The organism is Skermania sp. ID1734 (genome assembly GCF_007489285.1).
Classification (GTDB): domain Bacteria; phylum Actinomycetota; class Actinomycetes; order Mycobacteriales; family Mycobacteriaceae; genus ID1734.
This window is the reverse complement of record NZ_VLIY01000002.1, coordinates 133,552-148,326: the sequence shown is the minus strand read 5'-3', so window position 1 is coordinate 148,326 and position 14,775 is coordinate 133,552. Positions and strand designations below refer to the sequence as shown.

Below are 14,775 nucleotides of genomic sequence, written 5' to 3'. Positions count from 1 at the left end.
CCGGTGCACACGGAAGGAAACGGATCGATGCTCAAGGGCTTCAAAAACTTTTTGATGCGCGGTGACGTCATCACGGTCGCCGTCGGATTGGTTGTCGCCTTGGCGTTTTCTACCCTGGTCAAGGCGTTCACCGACACGATCATCAACCCGCTGATTGCCTCGGTTCAGGGTGGCCATACCCTCGGGCTCGGCTGGCAACTCGGCGCGAAAGGCAACAAGGCCACCTACGTCGACGTCGGTTCGTTCGTGTCCGCCATCATTTACTTCATCATCTTCATGGCGGTGGTCTACTTCCTGATCGTCTTGCCGTACAAGCATATTCAGGCTCGCCTGGGCAAGACCGTGTTCGGCGACCCGGCACCGACCAAGACGTGCCCGGCATGCTTGTCCGACGACCTGCCCGAAGGCGCATCGAAGTGCCGCTACTGCGGCACCGATCAAGCTCCTGCTGCTACGGCGTGACGATCACGGCAGGAGAACGAATTGCGGATATGCCAGCGATGACGCCGGCGCCGGCCAGAACGCCCAGCGCCACCTGAGCACCGGCGCTCCCGCCTGTATGCAGGCACAGCGCGACGAGCGTCACGCCGAGTGCCGTGCCAAGGCCGCGGGCCATGTTCACCATGCCGCCGCCGGTCGCCGACATCCGCGTCGGAACCGCCCGCATGATCGCGGCGTTGTTGGCCGGGATGAACATTCCCAGCCCGACTCCGGTGCCGAACAAAGCCGCGGCCGTGGCGACGTCAGGTCGGTGACTGAGCAGCAGCGCCAGGCACCCGAACGTGGCGACGGCCGCCCCGCCGACCGCACGAACCCGGGTTCCCACGCTCGCCGGCAGGATCCGTTCGCCACAGACCGCGGCAAGAGCGAATCCTGCTGGCAGACAGCTCAAAACGAGGCCCACTCCGCCATGCCCGCCGTGCAGTTGAGGCAGCAGCGTCAGCGGCCCGAACAACACCAGATATCCACATAACGCGCCGACCAATCCCATCGACACCGCGGCCGGGCGCAGGACCGTCGGGTCGATGACCGGGTGGTCGATTCGCCGTTCACGGCGAATGAGCGCGGCGGCACACGCGATGCCCGCGACAACCATCGTCGGAATTGACCAAAGCGGTAGGGCCAGGCCGGAAAAGACCGAAACCGCCAGTAACAGCGTCGTACTCGCCGTCGCCAGAAGGATCGCACCGAGCCAATCGAAGCGCCCCGGCCGCGCACTGTCGCGGGTGCGAGGCAAGAGAAATTGGCCGGCAATCAGGCCGAGGATTCCGACCGGCACATTGACCAGGAACACATACCGCCACCCGAGGCTGTCGACCAGCAACCCACCAACGGCCGGGCCCGCGGCCAGACCTAGTGCCTGCGCGGCAGCCTGGACCCCCAGTGCGGCCCGCGCATGAGACTTGCCGACGCTGGTGACCACTAGCGCGACGCTGTTGGCCTGCAGCATCGCGGCTCCGATGGCCTGCAACACTCGGAAAACAATCAGTACCCATAGTGTCGGCGCCACGCCGCAAGCTGCCGAGGCCGCCGTGAAAACCGCGAACCCGTAAACGTAGAGCAGCTTTCGTCCATACGAATCCGCGAACCGCCCGACCGCAGCCAGCGACCCGATCAAGGCCAGCAGATACGCCAACGACACCCACTGCACCGCCGCGAGCGGTTGGGCGAACTCGCGCTGCAGCGCCGGGAAGATCAGGGTCACGATGCTCGCGTCGAGCTGGCCCATGAACGCACCGAAGCAGACCGACCCGACAGCGAACCAACCCGCCGCAGGATGGTCGCGGATCGCACTCGGGCGGGGACGCTCGGTCAATGCCCGCACGTCCCACCTCCCACACCTGAACTACAAGCCCCGCTCACCGACCGCAACGCCGTGCGTGTCGGACTGCGCCGGATAGGCATGCACCAGCACGGAGTCGAGTTTAGGCACCGCGGCGATGAGGGCGTGTTCGGCATCGTGGGCGATCTGGTGCCCTCGGGCGATGCTCACTCGCGAATCGATGTCCAGTTCAGCCTCCGCGTGCAGACGGTGACCGATCCAGCGCATCCGGATACTGCGCACACCGACGACATCGGGTTGCGCAGCAAGCACCTGCTCGGCCAGATCGACGAATTCAGGTTCGACCCCGTCCATCAGGCGCCGAAAGACGTCTCGGGCGGCGGTGCGTAAGACCATGAGGATCGCGACGGTGATGAGCAGACCGACGATCGGGTCCGCGATCGGAAATCCGAGCGCCACTCCCCCGGCGCCCAAAACTACTGCCAGCGAGGTGAATCCATCGGTTCGAGCGTGTAAACCGTCGGCCATGAGTGCCGCCGAACCTATTCGGCGGCCGACGCGGATCCGGTAGAGGGCGACGATCTCGTTACCGAGGAAGCCGACAACTCCCGCGCCCGCGACCCACCCGAGGTTGCCGATCACGACCGGGTGGATCAGCCGTCGTATCGACTCGTATCCAGCGATGACCGATGACAACGACATCATCATCAACACGAACAGCCCGGCGAGGTCTTCCGCGCGGCCGTAACCGTATGTGTACCGACGGGTGGCCGGCCGGCGGCCCAGCACAAAGGCAATCCACAGCGGGATCGCGGTCAACGCGTCGGAGAAGTTGTGGATAGTGTCCGCGGCCAACGCTATCGACCCCGAAAGCACCACGATGGCAAGTTGCAGCAGAGCCGCGACCGCAAGGCCGACAAGGCTTATCTTGACGGCCCGAATGCCGACCGCGCTCGATTCCAGAGCGTCGTCGACACTGTCGGCGGCGTCGTGGCTGTGCGGGGCGAAGATCTCCTTGATCGCCCCAGCGACACCCGGTGCATGGCCGTGCCCGTGCCCGTGGCCATGGCCGTGCCCGACGACGGAACCTGCGTGGGTATGGTTGCGAGTCAAGAGTTCCCGGCCTCTCGGCGCGCGGGTTCCCGATGGTGCAACTCGGCGAGTTCGCCGGCGCTGCGGTGGTGCGCCGGAATGCCGGGACCAGCGTGCTCGGCGTTGTAGACGGCATCGGTGACGAGTTGGCGAACGTGATCGTTCTCGTGGCTGTAGTAGATCGTCGTCCCGTCGCGGCGAGTTCGGACCAGCCGTGCCATCCGCAGCTTCGCCAGGTGCTGCGATACCGATGCGGCCGGCTTACCGACGTGGTCAGCCAACTCGTTGACCGACATCTCGCGGTCGCCCAGCGCCCACAGCACCTGCACACGAGTGGGGTCGGCCAGCATCCGGAACACCTCGACCACCAGGAGAACTTGGTCGTCGGCGAGCACCCGCTGACAGCGCTGTCTATCTGCATTCATATGCAAATAATAGATGACGGTCACCGCGGCGAAACATGCCCGACGATCCCACGGCTCTCGGCGAACTTGAGTTAGGTGTTTTGCCCGCCTGAAGGCGATTTTTTGTCGAAAACACCTAATTCGACGGTCGGCCTCGACCTACCCCGGCAGGTTCAATTCGGCGGCGTGGGCCAGCTGGCGATCTTCGCTTTCCAGGGCCTTGGAGATCTTGTCCGATTCCATCGCCAGACTCACGGCGTAGTAGAACATCACCAGGCTGAACGCGATCACGACCAGGAGGTCGACCCAGTTCGGCAGCGTGTTGTGGGAGCCTTTTCCATACCGGCCCATCAGCCCGATGATCGTCATCCCGATCAGCCACGGCCAGATCCACGAGGCAGCGCGCCAATCGATGTCGGACCGCCGCACGTCCTTCTGACGGCGCAACGCGATTTCGAAGAGTAACCGCCCGATGAACAAGGCAGTCAACAACTTCCAGGTCGCCTCGAAACCACCCCAGTAGATGATCAAATTTGCCGCGATGAAGCCGAGCGGGTTGAGCACTTTCGGGAACGGAATCCGGTAGGGCCGCGAGCGATCCGGATCACGGGCCTGCAGCGCGGCCAGCGACACCGGCGCGAAGGCGTACATGATCGCGGTCGCGCCGGTCACCAGACCGACCAGTGAGTTCCAGCTCGGAAACGGCAGAAAGACGATCTCGCCGATGATGAAGGCCAGCAAGATCGAGTACACCGGGACGCCGCGCTTGTTGGTTTCGGTCAGCTTGTTGGGCAGCACCTCGTCCTCGCCGAGCGCGTACGAGAGTCGGGCGGAGGTGGCCACGTAGATCAGGCCGGTGTCGCACGGCGAAACCACCGCGTCGATGAGCAGAATCGTCGCCAGCCAGCCGGCCCCGGCAGCGATCGCGAGCGTGTAGTACGGGCCGAAATCGCTTGGGCCGATCGGGTTTGCCCAACCATGCAGGAGATCCTTCGGCGCCAGTCCCCCGATGAACACGACCTCCAGCAGGATGTACACGGCCGCACCGATGAACATCGCCGAGATGATGGCCCGGGACAGGTCCCGGCGCGGGTTTCGCGCCTCACCGCCCATCTGGGCCGCCTGCTCGAAACCCTGCATCGAGAACACCACGCCCGCAGGTAGCGCCGCAAAGATCCCGTGCACACCGAATGGCATGAATCCCCCACCGGCGTGGAAGTTCGACGCATGAAAGCTCAGCACGCCGATCACCACGATCGCCAGAATCGGAACCGCCAACTTCCAGACAACGAGGACGTTGTTGCTCGACGACATCAGCTTGGCACCGAAGAGGTTGACGATCGTGAACACCAGCATTGCCGCCGAAGCCACCAGCAGTCCGGTTCCCGACAGCGTGCCGTTGGGCTGCAACACATGCAGGTGCTGCTTGGACCATTCGGTACTGGCCAGGTAGGAAATGCTGGCCATGACCTCGATCGGCGCGATCGTGACCGCCTGTAGGTATGCGGCCCAGCCCGCCGTGAAACCGGCCAGCGTGCCGAAGGCGAAATACGGGAATCGCGCGCTGCCTCCCGCCACCGGATAGGTCGCGCCCAACTCGGCATGGATGAGCGCCAAGATCATCAGCATCACCGCAGCAAGGACCCACGAGATCACCGATGCCGGGCCGGCGGTCTGTGCGGCCCCGAGCGCGCCGAGTAGCCAACCCGATCCGATGATCGAGCCGAGGGCAATGAACATCAGCCCCCAGTAGCCCACCGAGCGGTGCAGTTCTCCGCTCGACCGGGCAGGTTTCGTCGCCACAGTCACAGTGTCGACCATCGTGCCCACCCGCCGTCCTGTCGGAGCAATGATTGAGAATCGTCGCCGCGCCGAATGCCGGCGTCAATAACCCGCGCGCGGGCGCGTCGCACCTTAGCGTGACTCACAATACGGTTTGCCACCAGGCCAACCCGGGCATCACAACAAGCGCCTAGATTCATTGAGAGTCTGCGGCATTGGAGGAGGTAACCATGCACATTCGACCTGGTTGCTCCACAGCTGTCCCGATCGGTGTATCTGTCCGGATTGCCGGAATCGTCGGTGCCGCATTCGTTCTCGGCGCCGCGGGCACTGCAGTCGGTGCGGCCCAGGGACTTTCGCAGACGGCTGCGCCGGATTGGCAAGCCGTTGCCGCGCGCGTCGTTCCGGGACTCGTCGATGTCAATACTCAATTGGGACTTGAAGGTGCGGTCGGCGCCGGCACGGGCATCGTGGTGACGCCCGCCGATGACGTCATAACCAACAACCATGTGGTCGAGGGCGCCACCGACATCTCGGTTACCGACATCGGCAACGGCAGGACCTACGGCGCCGTTGTCACCGGCTTCGACCGTGCCTCCGATATTGCCGTCCTCCATCTCACCAATGCGAGCGGGCTGACGACGGCTCCGCTCGGCGCCTCCGGCGCGGCTCGAGTGGGTGACGACGTCGCGGGGGTGGGCAACGCCGGCGGCGTCGGCGGCGCACCGACGGTAGCGCCCGGCCGGATCACCGGGCTCAACCAAACCATCACCGCCAACGATGATGTGACCGGTGGCGCGGAGCAATTGCGCGGTCTGATCCAGGTCGCCGCCGACATCGAACCCGGCGATTCCGGTGGTCCGCTCGTGTCCGCCAACGGCCAGGTGATCGGAGTCGACACCGCCGCCACAGCCCGCTACCGGCTCGGCTCACGCGGTGGCGAGGGGTTCGCGATCCCGATCGACGACGTGTTACCGGTTGCCCGGCAGATCGAAGCTGGCGCCGCGTCGACCGCCGTGCACATCGGTGCGACCGCGATGCTCGGCGTCTCCGTGAGCGACGCCAACGGTTCTGGGGCGCTGGTGCACGCCGTCGTCGCGGGCGCGCCCGCCGAGCAAGCGGGACTGGTCACCGGCGCGGTTATCACCAAACTCGACGCCGCGCCGGTCACGTCGGCGACCGCCCTGACCGCGGCGATGGACCAGCATCACCCGGGTGACCGCGTGTCGGTGGACTGGACCGATCCCCAGGGCCAGCCGCATTCGTCGACCATCCAACTCGTCGCCGGACCGGTGGGCTGACAGCGGATTACCTCGAGCCGGCCAACCAAAGAAACATCACAGTCTCGGTATACATCGCGGAAAGCGTTAGATATTCACCAAAGTTGGGAACCTTACTTCTGTCGCTGCCCCAACAACTGGTGTTGGGCCGAGGTGTAAGGAGAAGCCGTGATTGGAACGATTATCAGCGCAATCGTGGTCGGTTTGATCATCGGAGCGCTCGCTCGGCTGGTCATGCCGGGCAAGCAGAACATCGGCATCATCATGACGATCGTCCTGGGGTTCGTCGGATCCCTGGCGGGGTCATGGATTTCCTACAAGCTCGGCTACCACAACGAAAACGGCGGCTTCGAATGGATCCCGTTCCTGATAGGAATCGTCGTCGCCGCAATTCTGATCGCCATATACCTCGGTGTCACCGGGCGCCGGGCGGGTGCCGCGCGACTGAGGTGAGGCAAAGACCGCGATGACGTGAAGGGCGCTACTTGACCCGGGCGCCCTTCATCACCTTCAGCGCCGTGGTCATCGTCTTCGCCCACACCGGGTACGGGACGCCGCGCGGTGGCGTGAAACCAATGAGCCGTTGCCGAGCGATGGTTTGCGGCTCGGTGTACTTGAGCAAACCTTCCGAGCCGTGGCGGCGGCCGAGACCCGAATCGCCCATCCCACCCATCGGAGCATCGACGCTGCCCCAGGCGGCGGCGAACGCTTCGTTGATGTTCACGGTTCCGGCGTGCAGCCGGGCGGCGATCGCTTGCGAATGAGAGGCACTGCGGCTCCACACGCTGGCGTTCAGACCATACGACGTGTCGTTGGCCAGGGCCACCGCCTCGTCATCGGAGGAGACCGGATAGATCGACACCACCGGTCCGAACGTCTCTTCCCTGTGCAGCTTCATATCGGGCGTGACGCCGGTGAGCGCGGTCGGCTCGAAGAACAGCGGCCCCAGGTCAGGCCTTGCCCGCCCGCCCGCCAGCACGACCGCTCCCTTTTCGACTGCGTCCTGCACGTGCGCGGAAACGGTCTCGAGTTGGGCGGGGTTGGTCAGCGAACCGACGTCATAGTTGAAGTCGTAACCGGCGCCAATCCGCAGACGGCCTGTCTTCTCGGTGAACTTGGCGACAAACTGACCGTAAACGTCCTCGTGGACGTAGAGCCTTTCCACTGAGACGCACAACTGGCCCGAGGACGGAAAGCACGCGTCGACCGCACCGCCGGCGGCACGATCGATGTCCGCGTCGGCCAGCACGAGCATGGCGTTCTTGCCGCCCAACTCCAGTGACGAGCCGATCAGGCGTTTGCCGGCCTCGCTCGCTATCCGGCGCCCGGAACTTGTGGAGCCAGTGAACATAACGTAATCGGCGTTGTTCATCAGCGTTCCGCCGATCTTGCTGCCCGACCCGATGACAATCTGCCACAAGCCCTCTGGAAGCCCCGCCGTGCGCATCAGGTCATGGGCCCACAGCGCCGTGAGCGCCGTCTGAGTATCGGGCTTCTGGACCACGGCGTTGCCCGCGAGCAGCGCCGGAATGGTGTCGCCGGCGGCGAGGCTCAGCGGGTAGTTCCACGGCGAAACGATAGCCACGACGCCCTTCGGATGACGCAGCTCCGCGGTACGGGTGAGCACCGGAAATGCCCCGCGTCGCCGCTTCGAAGAGAGCAGCTTCGCGGCGGTGCGGGCGTAGTACCGGGCGGTGAGCCCGATGTCGAGCACTTCGAGAAACGCATCCCGGCGGGTCTTGCCGTTCTCGAGCTGAATCAGGTCGAGAACCTCGGCCTGGCGACGCAAAACGAGGTCGTGAAAGCGCAACATGATCGCGGCGCGCTCGCGAATCGGTGTGTCCGCCCACGCTTGTTGGGCGATACGCGCGTCCATGAACGCCGTCGCGACGTCCGACTGGCTCGAGACCGGCAGTTTCGTGATCTGTGCGCCGGTGTAGGGAGCATAGGCGGTTACGGTCTCCTCGCCGGACGCCGTGACATGTCCCGCAAGCACCTGCAGGCGGTCTGCCGTAAGCGAGGGCGGCAGCGCCGAATTGATAACGGTGGTCGAAGCCATGGGCGTCCCCTGTCTGATCGCGGATGGCGCCGTCGGGAAGCGTGAGGTGTCAGCTCCGAATAACTACGATGTTCGTGAAAGTGCTTGACGCCCTCAGCATTACACCATCCGACGCTTCGTCGAGCTTCCCATTCGGCGCTGGCGGAATACCGAAAACGCTAGTCAGCCGACGGGGGTGAAACAACGGTCGGACAACCCGAAATCCGGCCACCGCCTCGTGCGCTGCGCACAAGAGTCAGCTTGTCCGCCACTTCGCCACGCGCTGGGCATGTTCGGGGTCGGCGTGCATGAGTGGCTGCATGGCCGCGGCCATACCGAGCACCGATTCGAGCACACCGGTGCGGGATTCGTGCAGCAGTCGTTTGGCCATGCGTAAGGCGTGGGCGGGGTTCTTCGTGATGCGGTCAGCCAATTCGTGCGCGGCCGGTAACAGTTCCTCGTGCGGCACCACGCGACCGACCATCCCCCAATCCCGCGCCGTCGCGGCGTCGACCCGGTCGCCGGTGAATGTCATTTCCGCGGCTCGTTCCCAACCGACCGCCCGCGGCAGAAACCAGGTGCCACCATCCCCCGGAATCAAACCGACCTGCACGAAACTCTCCGCAAACGACGCGCGCTCGGAGGCTATTCGCAGATCGCACATCATCGCCAGATCGCATCCGGCACCCACGGCAGCTCCGTTGATCGCACCGATCAACGGCACCTCGAAACGCGCAAGGGCCCGCGGAATCCGTTGAATCCCATCGACATAGGCGTACCGCTGGGCGCGTTCATCGAGGCCGAACATGCCCCGGCGGTCGGCCATTTCCTTGACGTTGCCACCGGCGGAGAAAATCTTGCCGGCACCGGTGAGTATCACCGCCCGAACGTCGGTGTCGGCGTTGGCTGCGTCGATCGCAGCCTCGAAAGCGGTGATGAACGACCTGTCCGTGATGGCGTTTCCCACGCGCGGCAAATTGATCGTCCAGACCTGCGTCGGTCCTTGTGTGGCGATATCGAGCGGGCTGTCCATCGGCGCGTCCTTACGTCGAGAATCAATTTCTTGGTCATCCTGCCCGCCTTCCATCGGCACGCGCAGGAGGGAACTGGAAAGATTGACCTGAATCTGACCAGAACACTCCACGCCGGGAGCACACACAATGAATGCCCAGCAGCCGACCATCATCTACACGCTGACCGACGAGGCGCCGTTTTTGGCGACTGCCGCCTTTCTGCCGATCGTGCGCGCGTTTACCGAGCCGGCCGGCATCAACATCGAGACCAGCGACATCTCCCTGGCTGCCCGCATCCTGGCCGAGTTTCCCGACCGCCTCACCGAAGAGCAGCGGGTACCCGACAACCTTGGCGAACTCGGACGCCTGACTCAGGAGCCGGACACCAACATCATCAAGCTGCCCAACATCAGCGCGTCCGTGCCGCAGTTGGTGTCGGCGATCAAAGAACTGCAGTCAAAGGGCTACGACCTGCCGGACTTCCCGCAGGATCCGAAGACCGAGGAAGAAACCGAGATTCGTAATCGCTACGCCAAGTGCCTGGGCAGCGCCGTGAACCCGGTGCTGCGCGAAGGCAACTCCGACCGTCGCGCACCCAAGGCCGTGAAGGAGTACGCCCGAAAGCACCCGCACAGCATGGGCGAGTGGTCGATGGCCTCGCGCTCGCATGTGGCGCACATGAAGCACGGCGACTTCTATCACGGCGAGAAGTCGATGACGCTGGACCGCGCACGCGACCTGAAGATGGAACTGGTGACCAAGAGCGGCGAAACCATTGTGCTCAAGCCCGAGGTCAAGATGGGCGAGGGCGACATCATCGACAGCATGTTCATGAGCAAGAAGGCCTTGCTGGAGTTCTACGAGGAGCAGATGGAGGATGCCCGCAAGACCGGCGTGATGTTCTCGCTGCACGTCAAAGCCACGATGATGAAGGTGTCGCACCCCATCGTGTTCGGTCACGCGGTGCGGATCTTCTACAAAGACGCCTTCGAAAAGCATCAGAAGCTGTTCGACGAATTGGGCGTCAACGTCAACAACGGTCTGGTCGACCTGTACGACAAAATCGAGACGCTGCCCAGCTCGCAGCGCGACGAGATCATTCAGGATCTGCACGCCTGTCACGAACACCGCCCCGAACTCGCCATGGTCGATTCGGCCAACGGCATCTCGAACTTCCATTCGCCCAGCGACGTGATCGTGGACGCCTCGATGCCCGCGATGATCCGCGCCGGCGGCAAGATGTACGGCGCCGACGGCCGGCCGAAGGACACCAAAGCCGTCATGCCCGAATCCACCTTCGCCCGGATCTACCAGGAGATCATCAACTTCTGTAAGACCAACGGCGCCTTCGACCCTCGCACGATGGGCACCGTGCCCAACGTCGGGCTCATGGCACAGAAGGCCGAAGAGTACGGCTCCCACGACAAGACGTTCGAAATTCCCGAGGACGGTGACGCGAACATCGTCGACATCGAGACCGGCGAGATACTGCTGACCCAGCATGTGGAGGCCGGCGACATCTGGCGCATGTGCACGGTCAAGGACGCACCCATCCGCGACTGGGTCAAGCTGGCCGTCACCCGGGCCCGCAACTCGGGCATGCCGGTGCTGTTCTGGCTGGACCCGTACCGCCCGCACGAAAACGAGCTGATCAAGAAGGTCAAGACCTACCTGAAGGATCACGACACCGAAGGCCTCGACATTCAGATCATGTCCCAGGTGCGTTCCATGCGCTACACATTGGAACGCGCCATGCGTGGCCTGGACACCATCGCCGCGACCGGCAACATCCTGCGCGACTACCTGACCGACCTGTTCCCGATCCTGGAATTGGGTACGAGCGCGAAGATGCTCTCGATCGTGCCGCTGATGGCCGGTGGCGGCCTGTATGAAACGGGTGCGGGCGGTTCGGCGCCCAAGCACGTCAAGCAGCTGGTGGAGGAGAACCATCTGCGCTGGGACTCGCTCGGTGAATTCCTCGCCTTGGCCGTGAGCCTCGAAGACCTGGGCCGCAAGACCGACAACAAAAAGGCAGCCATCCTGGCCAAGACGCTCGACGCGGCCACCGGCAAGCTGCTGGACAACAACAAGGGCCCGTCACGCAAGGTCGGCGAGCTCGACAATCGCGGCAGCCAGTTCTACCTCGCCCTGTATTGGGCAGAGGAGCTTGCCGAGCAGGACGAAGATCCGGAGTTGCAGCAGCAGTTCGCCCAACTTGCCAAGACATTGCGCGAGAACGAAGAGACCATCGTCCGCGAGCTCAACGAAGTCCAAGGCCAGCGGGTGGACATCGGCGGCTACTACGCGGCGGACAAGGACAAGACCGCGGACGTCATGCGGCCGAGCAAGACGTTCAATTCCGCGTTGGCGGGGGCTAACGACTGACGGCCGCCGCGGGACACCAGGTGCCAGTCGAGCGCCGAAAATGACACTTGGTGTCCCGCGCACCGACGTGAGGGGGACCGTATGCGCAGCTTGATCAGTGGCGCTCCGATGCTCGCGGGGTCATCGATTGTTGCGCCCACCGCGGGATGGTGGGTCACCGGATTCCTCATTTCGTCCTTCTACCGACGCCCTCCGGAGCAGCGTTCGGTCGCCGATCTGCGGCTCGCGCACGGTGTTCTCGCGACGTACTGGGCCCGCACCGGCCGACGCATCTCCGTACAGGATCACGCGGCATTTCGCGATGCGTTCGGAGGCGATGCGCTCAGCCACCGCAAATCCGGACCAGCGCTGGACGAGCAAGCACTGCTCGCCGGTGCGGCCGCACTGGTCGGTGACTGGTTCCCCCGGGCGTGGGCCGATCCCGAATGCCGGGCGTACGGCATTGCCTTTCCGACCCGGGTGGAACGCGACGCCTACGACCCCGCCGCCCGGTTGCACAACGGCCGACTCGGCCCGCTGGCCGCGCCCCGCAACGCCGGCGCCGACCAGGTCTGGTCCACCTATCCGCCCGTTCCGCTCCCGAACCCGGACACCGCGCTGCGGCTGTTGCTGGACCCCGCGGCCTGGCCGGATTTCTCCTGTGCCGCAGGACGTTTCACCCCGCTGCGGCGCGGCGGGCTGCTTGGGCAGACATTCGAGATCCATCTCGCCATGCATCCGGTGACCCAGCTGCTGCTCCCGACCCGCGGCTACGTCACGTGCACGGCTGTGCACCTCGACGAGTCGGAGATCGAGCGCGACCTCGCAGCGATGCCCCGTCGGGTCGGCGCGTTCTTCGCCGGATCGAAACCGATCGCCTACATCGAGTTGACCACGCACCGAGGTCACTTCATGGGTCGCGGTATCAGCCGGGTGCTGGTCTATGAGAACAGCGAAGGCGCCTTCGCCTGTGATATCGGCTCATGGGATCCGCTGCCGCCATTATTGGAAACCGCGTATCGGACCGGTGGCCGCAAGGCGCAGCATTCTTTTTGGGGAACTGCGGACCCGGAGTTCGGAATGATCGCACAATTGGCGTCGTTTCGCTGATTCGGCGAGACTCGCTTCGGCGGGAATCGGTCCGTGGGTAATGACCCGAATGTGAAACTAGCTGCATGCGTGTCGACGAGGCGCTCGGCCGAGCACAGTCCTGGTTTTTGTCGAGGACGCGCCGTACCGCGCGCTTCCAAGAATTTTCCGAAGCAGGCCTACTGCGCGGGCTCAACTTTTCAGCAAGGCAAGAGCGCTTTGCAATGCTTTCTCGGCTTGCGGATGCGGGGGTTTCGACACCGCGCCTGGTCAAGGCCTCCGCAGAGGGTCGGCTGGCACATCTCGTCATGCGAGAAGCGCTCACACCGCGCGGGCCGAAGTACACCCTCGAGGAGATAGCGTCACTCGCCGGGCTACCGCTCGACGATGTCGAACGCTGGTTTCGGGCGATGGGCCGCGGCGTCGCGAGCCGGACCGAACCCGACTATGGAGATGCCGATCTGCGGTTGGCGCAGGTCCTCATCGAGTACCGGCAAATCGGGCTCGACGAAACGGGATTGTTCGCAGCGGCGCGCATCCTCGGCAGGAACCTGTGGGCGATGGCTGACGCCGTCGAATCACTGACCAATTTGCGGCTGAGCGCGGCAGGCGACGACTCCGAGGTTGCGGTTCGACTCGCCTCTGAGGTCACCCGCCTCGCCCAGTTCCAGGCGGACATTCTGGCCCATCTCGTCGCGACACGCCTGGCATCGTCAACGCTCACCGACGAGGGGGTGCCGAGCAGAGATCTGGCGGTCGGCTTCGCGGATCTCGTCGGTTTCACCTCGCTCGGGGAGGTTGCCGAGCCCACTGAGCTTGCGGAACTGGCCGAGCAGCTGGACAGACTGACAACTGAGTCGATCGAACCCCCGGTCCGGTTCGTCAAGACCGTTGGAGACGCCGTCATGCTGATCTCCTCCGACCCGAATGCGCTAGCGCGCACAATCTCAAGGATTTTCGGTGCCGCGCGTGCCGACGGTTTGCCACCTTTGCATGCCGGCATTGCGTGGGGTCCGGCGCTGCCGCGGGCCGGCGACTGGATCGGGCGAACGGTCAATCTCGCGAGCCGAATTGCGGCAACTGCGAAACGGGACACTATTTACCTCGACGAGGCCATGTACGCCCATCTCGACCCGAAGTCCTTCTCGTGTGAACCCGCCGGGCAATTCGCGTTGAAGGGTTATGACGGCGCTAGACCGTTGTACCGATTGCGAGAGGGCTGATTGGACTTACGACGCTGCAGCTCGACCTTCTGCATGCGCGAAGATCACCTGCTCGTATTCGTTGAAAAGCGGATCGAACTCGCGCCTGGTCACCGGAGAGCGCAACTGCTGCAACCCAACTAGCAACGTCAGACCCATCATGGCCAGGGTTTGCGCGAGCCGAACAGAGCCGACTACCGGCACCAGAATCTCGGTCAGTGCATCTTGCCGCCGCGCATCCACGCGCCTTTGCGCTTCTGCCACTTGGCGATTCGTATGAGCCCACGATCGGATCGCGGCTTCGGCCTCATGCGGAAGCCCGGCCGTGAGTTCCTTCATGAGATGTATCCGCTCGGCGGGATCCGACGGCGCATTGGACAGTTCCACGATCCGTTTGGTCTGCGCCTCCTCCCAATAGTCGAGGAACTCGGCGACGAAGCCGTCGAAGCTGCCGAAGTAGCCGTAGAAGGAACCGGTGGTCACCTTCAGCGCCTTGCACAGCGGTGCGATCTTGAGCGCGCCGGCGCCCTGCTTGCCCAAAAGCTTCATGGCTGCGGCGAAGTAGTCGTCGCGGGTGACCAACAGGCGCACAGGTCCGCTCCTTTCGTGTGCCGCAGAGATAACCACCACTATATTCGTGAACTCTAGTGCTGTGACGACCTGCACGAACCGTGGCGGCGCCAACTAAAAGGCCGACAGATGGGGTAACCGGAGAACCGCGAGGCTAT

At 64.0% G+C, this 14,775-nt stretch carries 13 protein-coding genes; 6 read left to right on the top strand and 7 right to left on the bottom strand.

Annotated features, from left to right (window positions below; genetic code table 11):
• Nucleotides 1-27 precede the first annotated feature (27 nt).
• Entirely contained in the window at nucleotides 28-462 is a 435-nt protein-coding gene (locus tag FOS14_RS02750; protein WP_143768737.1) for an MscL family protein, read from the top strand.
• Here the strand turns inward: FOS14_RS02750 and FOS14_RS02745 are convergent.
• The 4 genes from FOS14_RS02745 to FOS14_RS02730 form a co-directional block, all read right to left on the bottom strand.
• Entirely contained in the window at nucleotides 452-1,825 is a 1,374-nt protein-coding gene (locus tag FOS14_RS02745) for an MFS transporter (protein WP_221936644.1), read from the bottom strand. The two genes, FOS14_RS02750 and FOS14_RS02745, sit on opposite strands and share 11 nt — an antisense overlap.
• 21 nt (nucleotides 1,826-1,846) lie before the next feature.
• The gene (locus FOS14_RS02740) at nucleotides 1,847-2,896 is read right to left on the bottom strand and encodes a cation diffusion facilitator family transporter (RefSeq protein ID WP_143768736.1); all 1,050 of its coding nucleotides are present in this window, start codon (nucleotides 2,894-2,896) and stop codon (nucleotides 1,847-1,849) included.
• Nucleotides 2,893-3,300 carry a metalloregulator ArsR/SmtB family transcription factor gene (locus FOS14_RS02735; RefSeq protein WP_143768735.1) on the bottom strand — a complete coding sequence of 136 codons (408 nt, stop codon included), beginning with the start codon at nucleotides 3,298-3,300 and terminating at the stop codon, nucleotides 2,893-2,895. The genes FOS14_RS02740 and FOS14_RS02735 overlap by 4 nt, the downstream gene beginning before the upstream one ends.
• Before the next feature lie 138 nt (nucleotides 3,301-3,438).
• The gene (locus tag FOS14_RS02730) at nucleotides 3,439-5,082 is read right to left on the bottom strand and encodes an APC family permease (RefSeq protein ID WP_221936643.1); all 1,644 of its coding nucleotides are present in this window, start codon (nucleotides 5,080-5,082) and stop codon (nucleotides 3,439-3,441) included.
• Between the two features lie 209 nt (nucleotides 5,083-5,291).
• Between FOS14_RS02730 and FOS14_RS02725 the strand changes: the two genes are divergently transcribed.
• A complete protein-coding gene (locus tag FOS14_RS02725) occupies nucleotides 5,292-6,362 on the top strand; it encodes a S1C family serine protease (protein ID WP_221936642.1) in 1,071 nt (356 codons plus the stop codon).
• 147 nt (nucleotides 6,363-6,509) lie between these two features.
• The gene (locus FOS14_RS02720; RefSeq protein ID WP_143768734.1) at nucleotides 6,510-6,794 is read left to right on the top strand and encodes a GlsB/YeaQ/YmgE family stress response membrane protein; all 285 of its coding nucleotides are present in this window, start codon (nucleotides 6,510-6,512) and stop codon (nucleotides 6,792-6,794) included.
• Nucleotides 6,795-6,822: 28 nt separating this feature from the next.
• Here FOS14_RS02720 and FOS14_RS02715 read toward each other — a convergent pair whose 3' ends face one another.
• Nucleotides 6,823-8,400 carry a succinic semialdehyde dehydrogenase gene (locus FOS14_RS02715; protein ID WP_143768733.1) on the bottom strand — a complete coding sequence of 526 codons (1,578 nt, stop codon included), beginning with the start codon at nucleotides 8,398-8,400 and terminating at the stop codon, nucleotides 6,823-6,825.
• Nucleotides 8,401-8,635: 235 nt separating this feature from the next.
• Nucleotides 8,636-9,412 carry a crotonase/enoyl-CoA hydratase family protein gene (locus tag FOS14_RS02710; protein WP_143768732.1) on the bottom strand — a complete coding sequence of 259 codons (777 nt, stop codon included), beginning with the start codon at nucleotides 9,410-9,412 and terminating at the stop codon, nucleotides 8,636-8,638.
• A gap of 127 nt (nucleotides 9,413-9,539) precedes the next feature.
• On the opposite strand from FOS14_RS02710, the gene FOS14_RS02705 reads away from it, so the two are divergent.
• The 3 genes from FOS14_RS02705 (at nucleotide 9,540) to FOS14_RS02695 (ending at nucleotide 14,068) form a co-directional block, all read left to right on the top strand.
• The gene (locus FOS14_RS02705) at nucleotides 9,540-11,777 is read left to right on the top strand and encodes an NADP-dependent isocitrate dehydrogenase (RefSeq protein WP_143768731.1); all 2,238 of its coding nucleotides are present in this window, start codon (nucleotides 9,540-9,542) and stop codon (nucleotides 11,775-11,777) included.
• Between the two features lie 81 nt (nucleotides 11,778-11,858).
• Nucleotides 11,859-12,866, top strand: coding sequence for a hypothetical protein (locus tag FOS14_RS02700; RefSeq protein WP_143768730.1), 1,008 nt, complete (start codon nucleotides 11,859-11,861; stop codon nucleotides 12,864-12,866).
• A 65-nt stretch (nucleotides 12,867-12,931) separates the two neighbouring features.
• Nucleotides 12,932-14,068: an adenylate/guanylate cyclase domain-containing protein gene (locus tag FOS14_RS02695; protein ID WP_143768729.1), complete on the top strand. Its 1,137-nt coding sequence runs from the start codon at nucleotides 12,932-12,934 to the stop codon at nucleotides 14,066-14,068.
• 6 nt (nucleotides 14,069-14,074) lie between these two features.
• On the opposite strand, the gene FOS14_RS02690 is transcribed toward FOS14_RS02695, so the two are convergent.
• Nucleotides 14,075-14,638, bottom strand: a complete 564-nt coding sequence (locus FOS14_RS02690) for a TetR/AcrR family transcriptional regulator (RefSeq protein ID WP_143768728.1) — start codon at nucleotides 14,636-14,638, stop codon at nucleotides 14,075-14,077.
• Nucleotides 14,639-14,775: the final 137 nt, after the last annotated feature.